This window comes from Candidatus Binatia bacterium (assembly GCA_036382395.1).
Lineage (GTDB): Bacteria > Desulfobacterota > Binatia > HRBIN30 > HRBIN30 > JAGDMS01.
Map to the genome: position 1 here is coordinate 1 of DASVHW010000294.1, position 18677 is coordinate 18677.

Here is an 18677-nt window from a genome sequence, read left to right on the forward strand (position 1 = left end):
ACGAGGTCCGTCAACTGCACCGGCGTGACCGTGGCGAAGCGCTGCATGCGGCGCATGATGCGGTTGGCTTCATTGACCAAGGCGCGACGCAGGCTCGGCTTGCGAGTACGGGCGCACCAGTCACGCACGGCCTGGAGGTTCCGGCTCATCTCTTCCATCTGCGGGACTTGCCGGCGCAGCCGCTTGTCGTGCTTGGCGCGAGCGATGGCCGCCTGCCAGCGGACGAGCTGACTGTCCATGACGTTCACCGCCAGGTCGAGGGAGGCCGAGTCGTCGCCCGGAAATAGCGGGCGGTGATTGGTCGTCGGAGTTTTCGCTGACGGTGCCGGCCGGCTTTCCGTGGTGCCGGGCAGCGCGCGAGGCCTTTCGAAGCCGAACTTGCGTACGATTCCGGCGACCACGCCGATAACACGCACACTCGCACCGTGGATGATCAACGGCAGCATCTCGGGATTGGCGGGTTGGAGCCGCACTTGCCCGTCGGCCTCGCGGTAATACTTCTTCACGGTGACGCAGCCATCGATCTCGGCCACCACCGTCTGACCGTTCTCTGCCGTCGGGCGCGGCTCCACAATCAGGTAATCGCCGTTGTGGATGCCTTCGTCGATCATCGAATGGCCACGCACGCGCAGCGCAAACACCCGTCTTCCACCCCACAAGGTCGTGGGCACGTTGAGCGTCTCTTCGAGCGCGCCGGCCTCGTATGGCGCGCCGGCCGCCACGACGCCGAGCAGTGGAATCTCAACCGTATCACAGCATTCGAAGTCGTTCGCTGCATCCACTAGCGCGGAACTCTGCGACAATTGCATCGCCCTCCTCCTTTGCTCTGCTTCCAACCGTAGGCGAAGAAAGAGCAAAAGTCAAACGGCGACCTACCGTGGTAGGGCCTATCGGGCACGATCTAGGCGTGTTGTCCGGCGTCCGATCGGCCGGAGTTCAGGACGGCTTTCGCGTCCGCGTCGCGAGGATGCCCAGCCCCAGCAACGTGCTGCCGTTCAGCGCCAAGAGCACCCCGGTCACCACGCCGACGGCCTGAAAGGCGCGCCGCACTTGTACGCCGCGGAACTCCAGTTCGTACATCGCATTGCCATTGTTGCGCGCGTACGCCAGTTCGGCGTGCCGGTAGGCATCGTCGCGGCCGATGACGACGACGAAGGCCACGGCGATGGCGACCCCGAGGACCGCCAGCGCAGCGCCGATGACTTTACAGGCCCGTGCCATCAGGTCTTCTCCACTGTTCGTTGCAGGCTGCGCGCGGCGCCGATGGCGGTGGCGAACTCGGCGTGCGGCGGAATGATGAAGTGCCGTTCGAACAGGAAACGGGTGGCGGTGATGCGCTCGACGAACGGCTTGACGCGGACCAGCTTGCCGGTGAGCACGATGTCCCGTAGCCCGCTGGCACGGGCCGCAGTGATGCTGAGCGCCACGATGACCTCGGCGATCATGTTGATCAGGGCGCGCGCCTTGTCTTCCGGCGTCACGTCGGAAGACAGCTTGCCAAAGTTGCTGGCAGTAGCATCGGCGGACAGGTTGCCGACCGGTCCGCCGGCCACATCGCCGACGGTGAGGTCGATGCGCGACAGATCGCCGCGCGCCGCCATAGTCTCCAGCGTCTCCAGCCGCGCGACGTTGAGGAGATGTTTCGACAAACCCAGCAGCGTGCCGCCGCCGACGCCAGTGCCGCTCACATGAACGATGTCGTCACCCTTCACGGCAACGATTGCCGTTCCCGTCCCCATGGAGACGACCAAGGCTTCGCGCTTCTGCGCCAAGGTCGAGCCGCCGACGCCGATGGCGGTGATCTCGGAGATCTTGTGCACCGGAATCCCCAGCAGACTGTCGCCGAGTCGGCGGGCGCCGCCGCCGGTTGCCGCGATGGCGGTCACGTCGCTCAAGCGATGCTGCAGATCGCTGACCAGCTTCCCCAAGGCGCCGGCGGCGGCCGCGACCGGATCATTCGCCTCCACCGTCACCACCCGCACGTTGCCGTCGAGCAGCACGGCGTCGGTGGTGGAACCCCCAATGTCGATGCCAACGATCATGGCTGAGGCTGAAAGAAGATGGCCGAACGTCGAAGGCGCATAACCGGTCGACTCGGATGTCTCACAGCTCAAGCCGGTACACGGCGACCTGTGCCTTGCGCTGGGCATCGTACCCCACCCATTTGGCGGCGGGCACGTCGCCGATGCCCACACGCCGAAAGCCTTGCCGCTCGAAGAATGCTTGCGCTCGCTCCTCCGTCGTGCAGGCGAAGACGTAGTCGAGTTCGGCGGCACGCGCATCGGCAAGCACGCGCGCGATCAGGCGTCCACCGACGCCCTCGCCCTTGAAGCGCGTGATGGCGTAGAGGCCGACGATCTCGCCGACGCGCTCTGCCGCGTAGGGTGCGGTGATCAAGGCGCAGATGCCCGCCAAGTGGTGCGCGCCAATGGTGGCGCCGTATGCGTTGACCAACATGGCGGCCACTTCGTCGGCCGTCCGCAACTTCAGCACGCCTTCGCGCTGCCCGCGTTCGATCAACCGCTCGACCTCTTCGAAATCATCGATACCGGTCCGCTCGATGCGGCAGTAGTCGGCGAGGGTGAACAACGTTCCCGAGCCCTCGTAGGTGAAGAGTTCGCGGGCGGTGCCGGCCAGCGAGCACAGATTCACCGAGCTGACGCCGCCAAGCAGCGCGGCGCGCACCGCGTCGAATGTAGAGCGCCGGGCGGCTAAGCCCGCCCACTCCGCCTGGCCGGCCCGCAGCAGGGCGGTCAGCATCGTTTCGTCCAAGAATGAGAGCTGATGGCTGTCCGCACCGACGACACCGCCTTCCGGCTCCACCAAGACCAGCTTGTGTACGCGCAACCGCACGGCGATCTCTTGCGCCAAGAAGGTCGCCGCGGCCTGGCTCACCCCGCCGATGACGCCCACGAAGAGCGGCCCTCGGCGCAACACTGACCAGATCGTTGTCAGCAACGCCGAGGTGGTGGCCGGCGAGGCGAAGGCGTCCGGCTGCAGCTGAAGGAACGCCGAGGCCCGCGACCGCCGGTCGGCAAAGAGCGGGATGGTGTCGTCGCTGAAAATGAGGGGGCCGAGACGCCGCTGCAGTCGCCGCAGGACCTGCTCCCCCCGGCCACTATCGGGCGTGGGGACCAGGATGAGCACACGGGTATTGTTGGTCAACAGCTCGCGCGCGATCCCCGCCACCCGCTCGTAATCCTCATCGCGCGACAGCTCTTCGAGTGCGAGAGAAAACACCAGCGTGTGTCCCCGAAACTCGTCGAGGTAGAACTGTTTTTCATCGAACGACTCGATGATCGGGAGTGCTTTTTCGGCCGGACTCTGCATCGGGGGCAACCCTAGCACGATCGTTCCGGAAGCAGAAGAAATCGCAACGAGACGAGGGCGATTCGTCTCCACCCTTGTAACTTTTCCGCCGATCGGGCAAACCTTCCCAAGGCGTTTAGAGGGCTGGCCATGCTGCGCTGCGTTTTGATTGGAGTCGTCTTCGGCATACTCGCCGAAACCTGTGCCCGATCACTGAGCCTGTGGATCTATCGCCGGGCTCACTACCCGCTCGTCAACGTGCTGGTCATCTTCGGCCTGGTGATGGGCGGGATCGCCGCCGTGGTACCGCAGATCGGTGTCTTGCCGGCACTTCTGCTCGGCTTAGCGGCCGGATTGCTGTACGAAGTCATCAATCTCGCTGTTCTCGATTGGTGGTACTTTCCAGGTGAACGCCTGGCGTTCATCCATGGCCATGCCGCCATTGTGGTGGTCCTTGCCCTGCTATGGGCGGTGGTGCCCGTGGCGATTGCCGCTGTGCATGCGGCGGTTTTCTGATATGGCGCGTCACCGGCAGGCTATCCTGATAGCCGTGTGCGCTATCCAGCTGGCTGCGGCGGGTGTGGCGCTCGGAGTCGAGGGCAAGTCGCGGCTCGATCAGCTCAACGAGCGCGAGAAGCAGTTGATCGAGAAGCTCGAATCCGTGCGACAACGTGAGCGCTACATCGAGACGCAGCTCGAGGACTTGAGGCGTCGCAAACAGCTGTTGCTGGACAAGCGGGAGGTAGTGACCCCGGGCGCGCTGGCCGCCACGCCGGCCTCGGATCCGTCCCCGGCGCCGTAACGTTGAGAATTTCGGCCGGGATCTGTGGTTGGCGATTGCACCCAGCGGCGGATCTTCGTATCAACAGCAATGCGAATGGCGCGTCGCCTTTTGGCTGGTCTTGGGATCCTCTTGCTGCTGATTGTAGGGTTCGTCGGCTACCGCGCCTACCGGTTTCTGTACACCGAGACGGTCAAGATCGACGACCGCTTCTATGTTGTCCTCGGCGGTGGTGGGAATACTGCCGTGCTGATCGGCGATGACGGTGTGCTCGTGGTCGATCCGAAGTTCTGGAGCCCGGGTCGAGGGCTGGCGAAGATCATCCGTTCGCTCACCGACAAGCCCGTCAAGGTCATCATCAATACGCACTACCATTCCGACCACACGCACGGGAACGCCAATTACGCCCCGGGCACCGATGTGATCGCTCAACGCCGCACCCGTGCGCATTTGTTGGCACGGGACGAAAAGTTCTGGGAGGTCGAGCCGGCCTGGAACCTGCTGCCGAATGATTTGGTGGACGAGGAGAGAGAGCTCCAGTTTGGCGATGAGTCGATCCGTATCACCCATCCCGGCCGCGGGCATACCGACGGCGACATCGTGGTGTATTTCGCCAAGCGACACATCCTGCACACCGGCGATTTCTTCCTCCATGACATGTACCCGTTCATCGACCTGCGCGCTGGCGGCTCGGCACGGCAGTGGGTGGCGAGCCTCGATCGGGTGCTAGCTCTCACCGCCGCGGAGCAATTCATCCCCGGGCACGGTCCGCTCTCGACCCGTGCCGACGTGGAGAGGTTTCACAGCTACCTGCGCAGTCTCGTATCCCAGGTCGAGGGACAGGTCGGACAGGGTAAATCCCTCGCTGCGACCCAGGCCGCGGTCGACTTGCGCCAGTACGATGATTTTCAGGGGATTCCATTCTTCACGTCACGCGCCCAGAATATCGGATGGGTGTACGAGGAGCTGAAAAATCCATGAGCCCCGGTTCAGCGGGATCCGGCGAGCGCCAATGAAAGCCATCATCTTCGACAAGCCGGGAACGGAGGAGGTCCTGACGATCAGAGAGGTTCCATCTCCGCTGCTGGGTCCGGAAGACATCCGCATTCGAGTTTGTGCGACCGCTGTCAACCGGGCTGACCTCCTGCAACGCCAGGGCTTGTACCCGCCGCCGCCCGGTGCATCTCCGGTTCTCGGTCTCGAATGCGCCGGTGAAGTGATCGAGGTCGGGGAAGCGGTGACCGGCTGGAGGATTGGCGGCCGCGCCATGGCGCTCCTGTCGGGCGGTGGGTACGCGCAACAAGTGGTGGTGCATCACGGCTCCGCCATGCACGTGCCGGCGGCATTGAGCTTCGAAGAAGCCGGGGCGCTGCCGGAGGTCTTCCTCACGGCATTTCTGAACCTGTTCCAGCTCGGCGAACTCAAGGCCGGCGGCACCGCTTTGGTGCACGGCGGCGGCAGCGGTGTGGGTACGGCGTCGATCATCCTGCTGCGCGAGGCGGGCGTAGGTTGCCTGGTCACCGCAGGGAGCGAGGACAAGTGCCGGCGTTGCCGCGACCTCGGCGCCGACCTCGCCATCAATTACCGTACTGGCGATTTTGCCCCGCCGGTGCGTGATGCCACCGGCGGCCGCGGCGTTGACGTGGTGCTGGATTCCATTGGGGGCCAGTACCTGGCCTCGAATCTGGAATGCCTGGCCACAGATGGGCGCTTGGTGATCATCGGCCTCATCGGTGGCGCCAAGGCCGAGATCAATCTGGCGGCCTTGCTTCTGCGCCGGTTGCGCGTGATCGGTTCGACGCTGCGCGCGCGTCCCGTCGCTGAGAAGGCCGAGATAGTGTCTGGTTTTCTGCGGCGCTTCGGCGAAGCGCTCCAGGCCGGACGCATCAAGCCCGTCATTGATCGTGTCCTGCCGCTGGAGCAGGCGGCAGAAGCCCATTGCGTGGTGCAGTCCAGCGTGCATTTCGGCAAAGTGGTGCTGCGAGTCTCGTCCTGAGGCGCGGCATCCGAGGCCGTGGAGTTGATCGGCATACGAGTCGAGAAGGAGTTGAGCCATGTCCATGCCGCTGGAAGGGATTCGCGTGGTCGACTGGACCATTTGGCAACAAGGCCCCGTGTGTTCTGCCATGCTCGGGGACCTGGGCGCGGAGGTGATCAAGATCGAAGAACGGGAACGCGGCGACCCCGGCCGCGGCATGGTCAGGATGAGCGGGGTCGACATGAAAGACCGCCCGAACTTCTATTTCGAGGCCAACAACCGCAACAAGAAGGGCCTCACGCTCGACCTGAAAAAGCCGGCGGGGCGCGACATCCTGTACCAGCTGGTGGCGAAGTCGGACGTCTTTGTGCAGAACTTCCGCCTCGGCGTGGCGGCGCGGCTCGGGCTCGATTACGCCACCCTGCGCCAGCATAACCCGTGGCTCATCTATGCCAGCGCCACAGGTTACGGCCCCGAAGGGCCGGAGAGCGGCGATCCCTCGTTCGATCAGCTCGGTCTGGCGCGGTCCGGCATTATGCTGGCGGCGGGCGAACCCGACATGCCGCCGCTGCAGATTGCCGGCGGCATCGCCGATCAGATGGGCGGCATCATGCTGGCCTACGGCGTGCTCGCCGCCCTTCTGGCGCGCGAGCGGTTCGGCGTCGGACAGGAGGTCGACGCCTCGCATCTCGGCAGCATGCTGATGCTGCAAGGTCTGAGCGTCGCCGCCCGCCTGATGATGGGCTTCGCCATCCCGCGCGTGCCGCGCAAGTACGCCTCCAACCCCCTGTGGAATCACTACCGCTGCGGCGACGGCGCATGGATCTGCCTGGGCATGCTGCAGCCGGACCGCTACTGGGCCGATTTTTGCCGTGTCTTGGGACGGCCCGAGCTGGCCGATGATGAGCGCTTCACCGACTTGCGTGCGCGCGCGGCCAATGCCGGTGCGGCGATCGAGATTCTCGATGAGGTGTTCGCCGGCCGGCCGCGCGAGGAGTGGTTGCGCATGTTGCGCGCTGGGGGCGATTTCATCTTCACGGTGGTGAACAGTGTCGATGACCTCCCCAACGATCCGCAGGTGCGCGCCAATGATTACATCGTCGATTTCGAACACCCGCAGTTCGGGACGACCCAGGTCGTTGGCATTCCGGTGCGGCTGCGCGAGACCCCCGGATCGGTGCGTCTGCCGGCTCCGGAATTCGGACAACACACCGAGGAGATTCTTTCCGGCCTGCTCGGGTACGACTGGGAGCACATTGCCGCCCTCAAAGATCAGGAGGTGATTTGAACCGTTCCGCCTGGGAGGCCAGAAACTGGGTTGTCGTGGACAGCACGGACTGGTAAAATACTCCAAGTGATCGGTTAGCGTGCGAATCCTGCCACACAGATCTTGCTCGGTGCGTTTCCCGCTGACGGATTCAGGGAAAGGACATGGCACGGTGTGGGCCGTGCCGAAGGCGGCAAGGAAACGGTCGCAAGGCGACCCAATGAGGAGTTCGGGAGATGGGAAAGAGACTGTACATCGGTAATCTCGGGTTCGACGTGACCAGCAAAGAGCTGGAAGATCTGTTCGCGGAAGCGGGCACCTGCGAATCCGTCACCATCGTCACCGATCGCGCTACGGGACAGTCCCGTGGTTTCGGTTTCGTGGAAATGGCCTCGGACGCTGACGCGCAAAAGGCCATTCAGTCGTTCGACGGCAAAGATTTCAAAGGCCGCGCGCTCAAGGTCAACGAAGCACGCGAGCGCGAAGGCGGCGGCGGTGGTGGTGGCCGCGGCGGTGGTGGTCGCGGCGGCCGCTACTAGCAGTACTCAACACGTCCGACCGTGAGAGTCCGTGTGGCGGGAGTTCTGTGCCCGCAACGGGCAGAACTGCGCTGACAAACGAACGTTTTTCAGAGGGTGAGCCTCTGTGCGGCCCGAGCGGATCGGTGACCTCCACAACAGCGACGGGTCCTGAGCGAGGAGAGTGATGACTGAACCTGCAGTGCTGTACAGCAAGGAGGGCGGCCTCGCCATCGTGACCATGAACCGCCCGGCAGTGCGCAATGCCATCAACGCCGAGATGCTCTGCCGCCTTGCCGATGCCTGGCAAGACATCAACGACGATCCGGCTGTCCGTGTGGCCATCCTGACGGGCGCGGGTGACGAGGCGTTCTGCGCCGGGGCCGACCTCGACCGCTTGGTGCGCATGATGCAAGGATTGCGTCCCCCCGAGGACGAGTTCGACCACCGCATCAAGGACGATTACAGCATCATTTATAAAGGCCTGCTCCGCAACTTCGAAGTCTGCAAGCCGATCATCGCCGCGGTGAAGGGCTTTTGTGTGGCCGGTGGCACCGAGATCCTGCAAGCGACCGACATCCGCGTCGCTGCGGAAGATGCCCAGTTTGCGATCGCCGAAGTCAAATGGAGCTTGTTTCCCATGGGCGGCTCCACGGTGCGCCTGGCGCGGCAGATCCCGTTCTGCAACGCCATGGAGATCCTGCTTACCGGCGAGCGCTTCGCCGCAGCCGAAGCGCAGCGCCTCGGTTTGATCAACAAGGTCGTCCCGGCCTCGCAGGTCATGGCCGAGGCGCGCCGCTACGCCGACATCATCAACGGCAACGGGCCGCTGGCCGTGCAGGCGGTGAAGCGCTCGGTGCTGGCCAGCCTTGGTGTGCCGACCGAGCAGGCGCTCGAAAAGGAAATGGAACTCGGCATCCCGGTTCAGATGTCGGAGGACGCCAAAGAAGGCACGCGCGCCTTCAAGGAGAAGCGCCGGCCCGTGTTCAAGGGCCGCTAGCTCGTCGGCCTCGGGATTGGAACACAATCCCTGGGCCCTCAAGACCTCTCGCCCCCGGCCCGTAGGAGTCGACTGAGAAACCATGCCAAACGGACGCCGGCTGATCGAGCGTGTGATTGCGGCGCTGCGGCTGCAATTGCCCTTTTATCTAGACGTCAGCGCGGACGCCGCGGCTTCGGGGCAAGCGTTCGTGGTCGTTCTGTTGAGCGGCGTGTCGAACGGGATGGGCCTGGTGCCGCGGCTCGGGGGGGCCGGAATTTCCGCCGGAGTGGGGGCGGCGGTGCTGGGGTGGCTGCTGTGGACAGCGGTGGTGCTCGTCGTCGCCAGGCCGTTCGGACGTCGGCAGCCGGGTCGCTCGCTGCTGCGCGCGCTCGGGTTCGGCACGGCCCCCGGGCTGTTTCTGATCGTCGGCACCGTGCCGATCCTCGGCACGGTGGTGCGCATCGTCGTCGTGCCGTGGTTGGTCGCAGCCACGGCGCTCGCCGTGCAAGCCGTGTACGACATGTCGCGTTGGCGAGCAGTGCTCGTCTCCGTGCTGGCGTTCATCGTGTACCTGGTGTTGGGTGCTGTGTCGGCCTACCTGGCGACCGGGTAGCCTGAGTCGCTGCCTTGCGGTCCCGGTAAGTAACAGCACGGCGTCCTCAGGCGCCACCATGCGCCCGTTTCTGCCCGGTTGAAAGCGTCCCGCCTTTCCACCACACCGCTGCGGCGGCGCTGAGAACGCCACAGCCCACCAGCGTGAACATCACTCCGTATCCGGCCCATTCCGCAATGGCGCCGAGGATGGGATTGGCAACGGTGTTCCCGAGGTCGAACATGGCCGTGAGCCAACTCACGGCCCGGCCGCGGTGTGCCGGCGAGACTTGCTCGATGGCGAGCACATTGAAGATCGGGAAGGCGTATCCGTGGCCAGCGCCACACATGGCACCCACCAGCATGAGGGTGGGCACGCCCGAGACATGCGGCACCAACAGCACGCCCGTGGCGTAGAGGAAGAGCGCGGGGATGAGCACACGAATCAAGCCGAGTCTGTCCGGCAAGCGCCGCGTCACCACCCGGACGGCCACCGCGGCGAAGGCGTAGCTCATGAAAAAACCGCCGACTACCCCGCGGCCTCGTGCCTGCGCGAAAGGGGCCATGAAGGTGAAGACGCCGTTCACGGCTGCGCCGAACAGAAAGGTCGTACACAGGACAAAGAGCAAACCCCGACTGCGAACACTCGTAATCCTCGGTAGCCGGTCGGCGGGCGCTTTGGTGGCAGGTCGCGCCGTTTCGGGTAAGAGCTGACTGAGGCATAGCGAGAGAAAGGCGAAACTGGCGGCGACCAGGAAGTAGGCGTGAAGGCTTGCCCGGCTGATGAGGAATTCACCGAGGAACGGCCCCAGCCCGTTCGGCAGCATGCCCCAGATGCCGAACATGGCGATGCCTTCAGACCGCCGGCTCACTGGCGTGATGTCGCTGGCGTAGGTGAAATACGTGGCGAATAACGAGCCGCTGGCGAGACCGTAGACGAGGACGAAGAACGCCGAACGCATCCCGAGTGCGTCGATGGAGAGAAAGCCGCACCACGCGACGACATGCAAGAGTCCGGCGATGGTCAAAACGCGGTGGCGGCCCAAGGTATCGAGCCAGCGTCCCACCGGCAGGCGCGCTGCCACCGCCGCGGCGCCGGTCATCCCGGCGTATACCCCGATAATGAATTCGCTGCCCCCGAAGTGTCGGACGACAAGGGGGAACAGAATGTAGAGCGACATGGCCATGGCGCCGCAGAAGTGGACGCTGCATGCGAGCCAGAACCGCCGAGTGTAGAGCGCTTCACTGGTAGCGGGTGATTGCTGTTGCACCTCTGGAGTCATCACGTGCCGACGGATCGGGGAGTCGTCGCTGGGAGATCGAAGGCGAAATGAGACTTTCTTGAAGCGGCCCCGCCTAGATTGCAACCGTACCGAGGGTCCGTCACTGGCCCGGCAGCGGGGCAAAATCGCGCAGCCCGGGTCCGATCAGTAACGCGCGCCCGGCAAGCGAGTCGTCGGCAACGAGCTGGACCACGCCATCGGCGACCTCCGCGGGCTCCAGCAGGGGGAGATCCTCGGGCGGTTTCTCCCTGGCGCTCTGGCGCGCCCGCTGCAGCATGGGGGTGTTGACGCCACCGGGACAGATGCAGTTGATGCGGACGTTCTCGGCGGCAAACGGCGCCATGGAATGGGTGAACAGTATCACCGCAGCCTTGGTGGCGGCGTAGATCGGATCCGGCGGCCAGCCGACCAGACCGGCCATGGACGAGGTGTGGATGATGCAGCCACCGCCCCGGCGGCGCAGCAAGGGCAAGGCCAGCTGCGTGCCGAGTAGCACCGCCCGCAGGTTGACGTCGAGGACGCGTTGCCACTGCTCCAACCCCGCGTTCGGGTAGCCGGGGTCACCAGTGGTGATGCCGGCGTTGTTGTGCAGGATGTCCAACCCGCCGAAATGGTGTTCGGCAAATTCCAGCATGGCGGTGATATCAGCTGGCCGCGCCACGTCCGTACGGATGGCGGCGGCGGTCCCACCCGCTTGCTCGATGCAAGCGACGGTTTCGCCTGCCCCGTTCTGGTCGACATCGGCGACGACGACACGCGCGCCCTCGGTGGCCAGACGCACCGCCGTGGCCCGTCCGATGCCGGACCCGCCTCCGGTGATGACTGCGACCTTGCCGTTGATATCCATCGGCTCTCCTTCGGAGCGCATCGTCTACCAGTTGCGCGACGGCGACGCCACCACTGGATGAGCAGCGCCCTGACTGGTTCTGGGCAAGATCAACTGCATCCGCTCGGTCCAGCTGGATTCCGCAAGAAGAGCTAGCGGCGCCGCGCTGCCCCATTTCGGCAAGGCGGTTGACTAAAGTCATGAAACGCCATGACCTCAGGGAGCTATGAGGGGTTGCGCCTTGACGGGCTTTACTGCCGGTGTACGCTTTGCCTCCCACGACTGCGGGCTTCGCAAGCCCAGCCAACCAGACCCTGACATTGCGCACCTCTCGGTGAACCATGAAACGAGGAAGGGGCAGAGCATGGTGAATAAAGGCGGAATACGGATTCAGTACTGCGCGCTGTGTGGGCTGATCTGCCTGCTGCTGTTCACCGGGCCGGCGTGGGCATCCTTCGCGGCCTACAGCCTGGGGGACCTGAACCTTCAGAACGGCTGGGACGGAGGCATTGTTAGCGGCAGTCCCGTTCCGTTCGCGAACAATGTCGCTGGCAGCGACGTTATCGTGAACACGATCGCGTTTAGCGGAACGCAGTCGTGGCAGTTCGGCGGAAGCTACAACAGCCCCGGCGCAGGCACGCCGTTCACCCCGGACGTCGCGACGGTCGGTGCCCCGAACGCCACCACCGCTGGCAGCCCGATCACACCCGCCGGCGACCAGTCGGTGATCTCGTTCGCCTTCAAGGCGATCGCGCCGGGCGACGGCTCCGGATTCAGCGTCTACGAGGGCAGCTCCGACCGCACCGCCCGTGTCCGGCTCTACGGCACACCGGCACCGCCGGTGTGCCGTATCTCACCCGCCGCTTCTGACTCGGTACCCAGTGCCCCACAACTGACCTGAGTGCGTTGCACGTTCACCCTGGTCGGTCGAGAACGGCCTTCTGATCAGCGGTCCGCACCTGCTCCCAGTTCCGTTTTGGGTCCACCTTGCACAGCAGTACACCCTCCGGGTGATCGAGCAGCTTCTGGAAGACCTCGTCGGCCGCATTCCCGCCGGTGCTGATCGTACCGGCCGCGAGCAGCTCCTGCTGCCGAGTCATCGCGAACAGCATGCACAGCCCTTTGATGATCGTGAGCACGGGCGCCGGATCGCCGGCCGCGATTGCCCCTTCCAATGCGGCGAAGGCCGGGTTCGATTGGTAGTCGAGCCCCATCGCCTTGGCAAGCTCGTAGAAGATGATGCACTCCTGCCTGGTCTCGGGCGGCGCCGGCAGCACCGGGGGCCGGAGGAAACCGACGGCGTAGACGAAGTCCAGATGGTTGGCCTGCCCACCACCGCCCAGCAGCGCGAAAGCTTCCGGACCGTGCTGCTCAACGATGTTGCCGAGCCGCGCCGCGATCTCCGAGACGGCTTGGGGCCACGATATCGGAGCGTGGCTGCCGTCGGGCATTCGCTTGAGTGGAGTCATCACGCGCTGCTTGTGGCCCACCAACTTCCCGACCGTAAGGCCTTTGCTGCAGGTGTAGCCCTTGGCTGAACGGATTGCGCTTGTCACCGCGGACCTTGGTGATGCGGTTGTCTTCGACCTGGACTTCCAGGCCGCAGTTGGTGGCGCAGACCACGCACGCCGTGCTCTGCCAGCTGCTGTTGCCCGTGTTTGCCATTTGGTCACCCTTCAGTGGTCGCCACGTCAGCAGCCGCTTGTTTCTTCGCGCCATTGACGATCGTCCTTACGAAAGTCGACCGTATCTGCTCGACAGCCAGGAGCCGTTTGGTGAGGGGAAGGGAAAGCAAAGCCCCGAGCGCGAGATTCATGCCCCGGCTGGTCACGCTATCCGGATCGTCGAACAGCATATGATGGATGGTGCCCCGTTCGACCGCGGCCCTGACCAGACGCTCGATGTTGTCTGCGGGCGTGAACACCCTCTTGGGGCGAGCCTTCATAGACAGCGCCTTGTTCTTGCACGACACGGCGCACACGCCGCAGCCCAGGCATAGTTCCTCATCGATGCGCGCCGTCGCCGTTCCAAAGCTCACCGGCTTGATGTCGATCGCCATGACCGGGCAGGCTTTGACGCAGCGGGCGCACGCCTTGCACTTCTCGTCATCGACGCTCGCCAGGAAATTGCTGGTGTGTACGGCAGTCTGAATTCCGTGGTGGTTGATCGCCTTGAGCATGCCACAGCAGCAGCCGCAGCAATGACAGATGTAGCTCACGTTGTTCTTCACATTGTCGGCGATGTGGACCATGTGGTTGTCTCGCGTCAGGGCAGCGATATCGAGCGCCTCCTCGGCCGAGATTTTTCTGGCGTATCCCCGCCGGATCGCCCAGTCGGCCGACTGGTTCAAGGTCGTGCACGTTTCCATCGGTTTCTTGCACGGATTGCCGTGGTGCATCGCCTTGTGACGGCAGTAGCACAGACCGACGGCGCGGAGCTTGGCGTTCTTCAAGATCTCCGATGCCTGCTCGTACGGCAAGATTTCAGAGCGCAGATCATCCGTCAGCGTCTTCTCGTGAGCGATCACTCTGCCGACCTGCGTGTCGCCCCGAAACGCGTTGTCAGCGAAGGTCCTGTCCTCGAACATGTAGGTGGAAAGCAGGTCAGCCAGCTTCTTGTTGGGCAGGTCCTTATGCAAGCGCATGAAGGTAAACTCAAAGAAGCCGATCACGGTCGGGGCAAGCATGTAGAAGGGCTTCCCGTTGGTATGAAAGTCGAGGACGAGGCCCTTCTCGGCCATGCGTTCGAGCTTCGCCTCCAATTTGTCCGCTGGCTGCCCCAGTCGCCGGCTGAGCTTCTCGAGCGGAGCCGGCGTCATGGGCATTCTCGCCCCGATCTCCGCCTCCTCCTCGGTGAAGCGCAGCCGCAGGATCTCGAAGAGTTCCTCGGCGGCCGGGGCGCCGATCGGGTTCTTATGCAGCCGTTTCTGCAGTGCCAGGTAAGGTTTTTGGACCGCGAGATGCCCCATTGCTCTTCCTCCTTTGCCTGAACCGGCCTTGTCAGTTCGCGGATCTACTTCCCTTGACGTTCTTCGTAACCGTCTTGAGGAGGGCGACGTCTTCCTTTTGGGTGGCGGCTGGTCATCGCGCCCCCGGCGTGACGGTCTCCTCGACCAAGCGCCTACGGACGCAGCGTTACCAGCCCGCGCTAGTGCCGCACGAGAGCCCGGAAGCGCTCGCGGCAATAGGGCAGGCATTCGGAGATGGCCTGCTCATAGGTCTTGATCGGCGTGTAGCCCAGGTCTCGCCTGGCGTCCTCGATGCTGCCGTAGTGGCTGATCGTGATCTTGTCGAGGGCATGGGGACCAAAGGGAGGCGGCGCGATGCCGAAGCGAAAGTGGAGGTGTTCCCATAGGCTGAGGATGGGGGCGATGAGTGCGCGCGGGATGCGGCGTGTCGGGAACGGAACGCCCAGCCCCTCGATGATGGGCCGGAAGAATGCAAACGTGTTTTGCGGCGCGTAGTCGGTGATGAAGTAGGCCTTGCCCGAAGCCGTACCATGAGGCCCGAGGTGCTCGGCAGCCAGGAGCTCCCCGTGGACCAGGTTGTCGATGTAGGAGTTGTCCTGCAGCGTGTGGGGGCTGCCGATGGCCACCGTGAGAGCCCCGCGTGCGGCTTGTTTCACGATGCTGTCGAAGATGACGTTTTCCTCTGGCCCGTAAATGCCATCCGGACGAATCGCACAGGTATACAGGCCGGCGTTTCCGTTCGCCGCGAGCACGAGTTTTTCCGCGGCGATCTTGGTCTCGGCATACACACTTTTCGGTTTGCGCGCGTAGGGGGTGCGATGGTCCATCTCCACATTCGGCTTCCCGTCGAAGCAAACATCCACCGAACTGGTATAAATGAAACGCGCCACGCCCTGCTCTCGACTGGCTGCAAGCAGATTCTCAGTTCCGCCGACGTTGATCTTCCAAGCCGCATCACGATATTCGCGCGTCGCGCTGCGGCCGCCGAGCAACGGGATCACCGCCGCCGTGTGGAACACCGTATCGATGCCCTCACAGGCCGCGAGCAGGCGCGGAAAATCCGTCACGTCACCCGTGACGCACTCGAGATGGTCATGTTGGAAGCGCAGTGGCGTGTGGCGCACGAGGGCACGTACGCGAACGCCGCGCTCGAGCAGCGCCTTGACGAGATTCCGTCCAAGAAGTCCCGCCGCCCCAGTTACAAGACAATGCTGCATCATCACCACCCGAAATGCGCGGCGCACCTTAACACAGGAGAGCCTGGAGGGGGACCTTCGCGGTATGATTTGCTCGGGCGACCATCGCGATGGAGGCGACTCCCGCCATCGCGGAAAGGTTCGCGCCCGCCTCGAGAGGCGGGCGCGAATTGTGTACGATTAGTAGCGGCCTCTGCCGCCGCCACCGCCACCGCGGTTGTTCTCGCGCTCTTTGGCTTCGTTCACCTTGAGTGCGCGACCTTTGAATTCCTGGCCGTCGAACTGTTGGATCGCCTTCTGGGCTTCGCCGTTCGAGCCCATCTCAACGAAGCCAAAGCCGCGCGACTGTCCGGTCTCGCGATCGTTGATGACCGCTACCGACTCGCAGGTCCCGGCTTGAGCGAACAGCTCCTCCAGATCCTTGTTGGTTACGTCGAATCCGAGATTGCCGACGTATAGTTTTCTTCCCATTGCCTGAACTCCTTATATCTGGGCCGCCGCCGCGACCGCGTTGCGGTTTGGCTCCTTAGGACACCGACACCTGTTGTCGTTGCCATTGCCGAATGTAAGGTGCGGGAGGCGTGCCATACGCCGCAATGCTAGGCGGGATTCTCGCGCCGGACAATCAGTCTGAGTGAACTCATGCATAGCAGTTGCTCCGCCGCGGCGCAACCGGGGGGAAGGCCCTGTTGCAAAGTCGTGAGGACGTGATAGGCGGACACCTAATGGGCGAGCGATTTCGGACCGGGTGGCGCGGGCGGGTAATCGCTGTTGCAGTAGTCGTGCTGCTCGTCTGCGTCGTCGGGCCCTTGGTGCTGCACTTCGGCCAGAAACGCCACAACCAGCTCTCACCGGACGTACAGGTCCAATTCCCGCCAACTCAGCCAATCGTCAGCGGCGAGGTGTTTGCCACGACTATCATCGCCGTCATGGAGCATGAACTCGACGGCACGACGGGTTGGCGGCCGAACGATTTCGTCCTGTGGGGTCCGCGCCTGTGGGCGGACAACAATGCGAATCGGCAACTCGGCATCCTCCAGACGGTGCGCGAAAGCGTGCGCGTGTTCAAGGATCACCTCACCAAAGTCTCGAGCAACGAGTACGATCCAAACCTGGTGGCCGCCGATACGGCTTTCCGCAATGACCCCGGGAAATTCTGGCTACCGTCCGCGGAGGGCAAGTTCCGCGAGGGCATTCGAGACCTGCGGGCCTACGTGGACGGACTCAAGTCCACCCCGCAGCGCTCGCGGCCCATCAATCAGCGCAACGTGGAGCTCATCCGCCTGTTTCAGGCCTGGAGCGACCTGCTGGGCGATGCGCACGCCAACTTGTACCGGCAACCGGAAAGCGTTTGGCGCACCGACGACGACTTTTACCACGCTCAAGGTTTTGCTCATGCGATGTTCCACCTCGTGCGGGCCGTTGGCCGCGAGTACCAGCACGAGTTCGACACCAAGCCGGTGATGCGGTCACTGTTCGACGAAGTCGCTGACGCCCTCGGTCGGGCGGCGCAGATGAAGCCACTGATCGTCCTCGACGGCAGCCCCGACGGGCTCTTCGCCAACCACCGCCGCAACCTGGATGCCTACATCAACGAGGCGCGCCAGAAGATGTACTCGATCCGCGAGGAGCTCGAGAAGTAGAGCGTAGCGCCCTCTGCCTCTTAGGGCACCGGGCCGGCCGGTCCCTGGCGAAGGCCTGTTTGTTCTGGCGGAATTAGATGGAATCGGAGAAGGAAGAATTGGCCCCTTCTCCGAGAGAGACAGCTGAGGCGCCTACACCGTCAGGCTCTCGCTCCGCTGTTTGGCGAGCCAGAAGAGGAGTTCTGCCACCTGCCCGAACCCCTGAAAGCGCTGGTCCTTCGTCTGCCCGACGTGGTAGCGATAGTAGATCTGCTGCAAGACCACGGCGATCTTGAAGATACCGAAGACGTAGTAGTATGGCACCTGCGACACGTCGACGCCGCGACGCTTGCCGTAGCGCGCGACCGCTTCGCGCCGGGTGAGAAAGCCGGGGACAGCGGATGGCATGCCGAACTCGCTGCTGCCGCCCAAGCCCTCACCTGCCTCCGTCCACGCCGAGAGCAGAGTGCCGAGATCAGCGAGCGGGTCGCCAAGCGTGCACATGTCCCAATCGAACACGGCGACGCAGTGGCCCGGATCGTTGGCGTCGAGCATCATGTTGTCGAGCCGCCAGTCGTTGTGCAGCAGCGTCGCCGGTGGTGATGGGGGCTGGCAGTCCCGCAACCACTGCACCAATTCCGTGACGACGGGAACGTCGTTGGTTTTCGCCCGCTCGTAGCGCGCGTACCAGCCGTCGATCTGGCGGCGCAAGAAGCCCTCGGGCTTGCCGAAATCGGCCAGACCGACGGCGCGGGGATCGACGTCATGCAAGTCGGCGAGCGTATCGATCAGCACCTCGCTGATCTTCCGGTTGATGACCGGATCGCTGCCGCCGCCCCACTGAGGCGGGATCGCGCGGCGCACGACGATGCCGCGGCGGCGTTCCATGACGAAGAACGGCGCACCGATGAGCGCTGGGTCCTCGCAGAACACATAGGCCCGTGGGGCCGGCGGATACCCTTTGTACAGCACCGACAGGACACGGAACTCGCGCCCCATGTCGTGCGACGTTGGCGCTACCGGGCCGAGCGGGGGCCGCCGCAGCACGTACTCCGTGCCGCCGTAGCGCAACAGGTAGGTCAGGTTGGCGTGGCCACCGGCAAACTGCACCACCTCGAGGGGGTGCGCCGAGTCCGGCAGTTTCCCTTTCAGATACTCGGCGAGCCGGGCGTGGTCGAAGTCCTCACCCTCACGGATGTGAATCACTTCAGGTGGATCGCTCGTCTTCATGTGGTCGTGCTCTGCCATAATTCACCCGCGTGTGCCAGTAAGCCGGGGCGCCGGTTTGGCGGTGCCTGAGTCCGGATCGATCAACTCACCGGCGCACTGGTTCACTGGCTGACCGGCTCACTTCTG

At 64.0% G+C, this 18677-nt stretch carries 21 protein-coding genes; 10 read left to right on the forward strand and 11 right to left on the reverse strand.

All coding sequences use genetic code 11. The annotated features are described in order from the left end of the window. From lexA to VF515_13810, 4 genes are all read right to left on the reverse strand, one after another. Positions 1 to 809, reverse strand: an 809-nt coding sequence (gene lexA / locus VF515_13795; protein HEX7408709.1) for a transcriptional repressor LexA, incomplete at its 3' end; no start/stop codon positions are given. 127 nt (positions 810 to 936) lie between these two features. Then, positions 937 to 1221 carry a hypothetical protein gene (locus VF515_13800; GenBank protein ID HEX7408710.1) on the reverse strand — a complete coding sequence of 95 codons (285 nt, stop codon included), beginning with the start codon at positions 1219 to 1221 and terminating at the stop codon, positions 937 to 939. Continuing rightward, positions 1221 to 2042, reverse strand: coding sequence for a pantothenate kinase (locus tag VF515_13805; GenBank protein ID HEX7408711.1), 822 nt, complete (start codon positions 2040 to 2042; stop codon positions 1221 to 1223). The genes VF515_13800 and VF515_13805 overlap by 1 nt, the downstream gene beginning before the upstream one ends. Before the next feature lie 61 nt (positions 2043 to 2103). Further along, positions 2104 to 3330 (reverse strand): GNAT family N-acetyltransferase, encoded by a 1227-nt coding sequence (locus VF515_13810; protein HEX7408712.1) that lies wholly within the window; start codon positions 3328 to 3330, stop codon positions 2104 to 2106. A 129-nt stretch (positions 3331 to 3459) separates the two neighbouring features. Between VF515_13810 and VF515_13815 the strand changes: the two genes are divergently transcribed. From VF515_13815 to VF515_13850, 8 genes are all read left to right on the forward strand, one after another. After that, positions 3460 to 3825, forward strand: coding sequence for a hypothetical protein (locus tag VF515_13815; GenBank protein HEX7408713.1), 366 nt, complete (start codon positions 3460 to 3462; stop codon positions 3823 to 3825). A gap of 1 nt (position 3826) precedes the next feature. Beyond that, positions 3827 to 4111: a hypothetical protein gene (locus tag VF515_13820; protein HEX7408714.1), complete on the forward strand. Its 285-nt coding sequence runs from the start codon at positions 3827 to 3829 to the stop codon at positions 4109 to 4111. A 75-nt stretch (positions 4112 to 4186) separates the two neighbouring features. Then, positions 4187 to 5071, forward strand: coding sequence for an MBL fold metallo-hydrolase (locus VF515_13825; GenBank protein HEX7408715.1), 885 nt, complete (start codon positions 4187 to 4189; stop codon positions 5069 to 5071). Positions 5072 to 5102: 31 nt separating this feature from the next. Further along, on the forward strand, positions 5103 to 6086 hold the full coding sequence (locus VF515_13830) for an NAD(P)H-quinone oxidoreductase (GenBank protein ID HEX7408716.1): 984 nt from the start codon (positions 5103 to 5105) through the stop codon (positions 6084 to 6086). A 58-nt stretch (positions 6087 to 6144) separates the two neighbouring features. Next, a complete protein-coding gene (locus VF515_13835) occupies positions 6145 to 7356 on the forward strand; it encodes a CoA transferase (protein HEX7408717.1) in 1212 nt (403 codons plus the stop codon). A 215-nt stretch (positions 7357 to 7571) separates the two neighbouring features. Continuing rightward, on the forward strand, positions 7572 to 7874 hold the full coding sequence (locus VF515_13840) for an RNA-binding protein (GenBank protein HEX7408718.1): 303 nt from the start codon (positions 7572 to 7574) through the stop codon (positions 7872 to 7874). A 166-nt stretch (positions 7875 to 8040) separates the two neighbouring features. Beyond that, positions 8041 to 8853, forward strand: a complete 813-nt coding sequence (locus VF515_13845; protein HEX7408719.1) for a crotonase/enoyl-CoA hydratase family protein — start codon at positions 8041 to 8043, stop codon at positions 8851 to 8853. Positions 8854 to 8935: 82 nt separating this feature from the next. After that, complete coding sequence (locus tag VF515_13850) at positions 8936 to 9448, forward strand: YIP1 family protein (GenBank protein ID HEX7408720.1); 513 nt, start codon at positions 8936 to 8938, stop codon at positions 9446 to 9448. 46 nt (positions 9449 to 9494) lie between these two features. Here VF515_13850 and VF515_13855 read toward each other — a convergent pair whose 3' ends face one another. Both VF515_13855 and VF515_13860 read right to left on the reverse strand, forming a co-directional pair. Beyond that, positions 9495 to 10709 (reverse strand): MFS transporter, encoded by a 1215-nt coding sequence (locus tag VF515_13855; GenBank protein ID HEX7408721.1) that lies wholly within the window; start codon positions 10707 to 10709, stop codon positions 9495 to 9497. A 100-nt stretch (positions 10710 to 10809) separates the two neighbouring features. After that, positions 10810 to 11556 carry an SDR family oxidoreductase gene (locus VF515_13860; protein HEX7408722.1) on the reverse strand — a complete coding sequence of 249 codons (747 nt, stop codon included), beginning with the start codon at positions 11554 to 11556 and terminating at the stop codon, positions 10810 to 10812. Positions 11557 to 11899: 343 nt separating this feature from the next. On the opposite strand from VF515_13860, the gene VF515_13865 reads away from it, so the two are divergent. Continuing rightward, a complete protein-coding gene (locus VF515_13865) occupies positions 11900 to 12436 on the forward strand; it encodes a hypothetical protein (protein ID HEX7408723.1) in 537 nt (178 codons plus the stop codon). A gap of 13 nt (positions 12437 to 12449) precedes the next feature. Here the strand turns inward: VF515_13865 and VF515_13870 are convergent, their stop codons facing one another. The 4 genes from VF515_13870 to VF515_13885 form a co-directional block, all read right to left on the reverse strand. Beyond that, a complete protein-coding gene (locus VF515_13870; protein ID HEX7408724.1) occupies positions 12450 to 13004 on the reverse strand; it encodes a molybdopterin-dependent oxidoreductase in 555 nt (184 codons plus the stop codon). 200 nt (positions 13005 to 13204) lie between these two features. Beyond that, on the reverse strand, positions 13205 to 14503 hold the full coding sequence (locus VF515_13875) for a 4Fe-4S binding protein (protein ID HEX7408725.1): 1299 nt from the start codon (positions 14501 to 14503) through the stop codon (positions 13205 to 13207). A 179-nt stretch (positions 14504 to 14682) separates the two neighbouring features. Beyond that, entirely contained in the window at positions 14683 to 15747 is a 1065-nt protein-coding gene (locus VF515_13880) for an NAD-dependent epimerase/dehydratase family protein (GenBank protein HEX7408726.1), read from the reverse strand. Positions 15748 to 15879: 132 nt separating this feature from the next. After that, positions 15880 to 16170 carry an RNA-binding protein gene (locus VF515_13885; protein HEX7408727.1) on the reverse strand — a complete coding sequence of 97 codons (291 nt, stop codon included), beginning with the start codon at positions 16168 to 16170 and terminating at the stop codon, positions 15880 to 15882. Positions 16171 to 16424: 254 nt separating this feature from the next. Between VF515_13885 and VF515_13890 the strand changes: the two genes are divergently transcribed. Continuing rightward, positions 16425 to 17342 (forward strand): DUF2333 family protein, encoded by a 918-nt coding sequence (locus VF515_13890; GenBank protein HEX7408728.1) that lies wholly within the window; start codon positions 16425 to 16427, stop codon positions 17340 to 17342. A 132-nt stretch (positions 17343 to 17474) separates the two neighbouring features. On the opposite strand, the gene VF515_13895 is transcribed toward VF515_13890, so the two are convergent. Further along, positions 17475 to 18551: a phosphotransferase family protein gene (locus VF515_13895; protein HEX7408729.1), complete on the reverse strand. Its 1077-nt coding sequence runs from the start codon at positions 18549 to 18551 to the stop codon at positions 17475 to 17477. Positions 18552 to 18677: the final 126 nt, after the last annotated feature.

Excerpts from the sequence above, each read along its gene's own strand:
- VF515_13825 (HEX7408715.1), top strand. The coding sequence starts at position 4,187 with ATGGCGCGTCGCCTTTTGGCTGGTCTTGGGATCCTCTTGCTGCTGATT.
- VF515_13870 (HEX7408724.1), bottom strand. The coding sequence starts at position 13,004 with ATGACTCCACTCAAGCGAATGCCCGACGGCAGCCACGCTCCGATATCG.
- VF515_13850 (HEX7408720.1), top strand. The coding sequence starts at position 8,936 with ATGCCAAACGGACGCCGGCTGATCGAGCGTGTGATTGCGGCGCTGCGG.
- VF515_13865 (HEX7408723.1), top strand. The coding sequence starts at position 11,900 with ATGGTGAATAAAGGCGGAATACGGATTCAGTACTGCGCGCTGTGTGGG.
- VF515_13820 (HEX7408714.1), top strand. The coding sequence starts at position 3,827 with ATGGCGCGTCACCGGCAGGCTATCCTGATAGCCGTGTGCGCTATCCAG.
- VF515_13805 (HEX7408711.1), bottom strand. The coding sequence starts at position 2,042 with ATGATCGTTGGCATCGACATTGGGGGTTCCACCACCGACGCCGTGCTG.
- VF515_13815 (HEX7408713.1), top strand. The coding sequence starts at position 3,460 with ATGCTGCGCTGCGTTTTGATTGGAGTCGTCTTCGGCATACTCGCCGAA.
- VF515_13885 (HEX7408727.1), bottom strand. The coding sequence starts at position 16,170 with ATGGGAAGAAAACTATACGTCGGCAATCTCGGATTCGACGTAACCAAC.
- VF515_13845 (HEX7408719.1), top strand. The coding sequence starts at position 8,041 with ATGACTGAACCTGCAGTGCTGTACAGCAAGGAGGGCGGCCTCGCCATC.
- VF515_13895 (HEX7408729.1), bottom strand. The coding sequence starts at position 18,551 with ATGAAGACGAGCGATCCACCTGAAGTGATTCACATCCGTGAGGGTGAG.
- VF515_13860 (HEX7408722.1), bottom strand. The coding sequence starts at position 11,556 with ATGGATATCAACGGCAAGGTCGCAGTCATCACCGGAGGCGGGTCCGGC.
- VF515_13840 (HEX7408718.1), top strand. The coding sequence starts at position 7,572 with ATGGGAAAGAGACTGTACATCGGTAATCTCGGGTTCGACGTGACCAGC.
- VF515_13855 (HEX7408721.1), bottom strand. The coding sequence starts at position 10,709 with ATGACTCCAGAGGTGCAACAGCAATCACCCGCTACCAGTGAAGCGCTC.
- VF515_13835 (HEX7408717.1), top strand. The coding sequence starts at position 6,145 with ATGTCCATGCCGCTGGAAGGGATTCGCGTGGTCGACTGGACCATTTGG.
- VF515_13875 (HEX7408725.1), bottom strand. The coding sequence starts at position 14,503 with ATGGGGCATCTCGCGGTCCAAAAACCTTACCTGGCACTGCAGAAACGG.
- VF515_13800 (HEX7408710.1), bottom strand. The coding sequence starts at position 1,221 with ATGGCACGGGCCTGTAAAGTCATCGGCGCTGCGCTGGCGGTCCTCGGG.
- VF515_13830 (HEX7408716.1), top strand. The coding sequence starts at position 5,103 with ATGAAAGCCATCATCTTCGACAAGCCGGGAACGGAGGAGGTCCTGACG.
- VF515_13890 (HEX7408728.1), top strand. The coding sequence starts at position 16,425 with ATGGGCGAGCGATTTCGGACCGGGTGGCGCGGGCGGGTAATCGCTGTT.
- VF515_13810 (HEX7408712.1), bottom strand. The coding sequence starts at position 3,330 with ATGCAGAGTCCGGCCGAAAAAGCACTCCCGATCATCGAGTCGTTCGAT.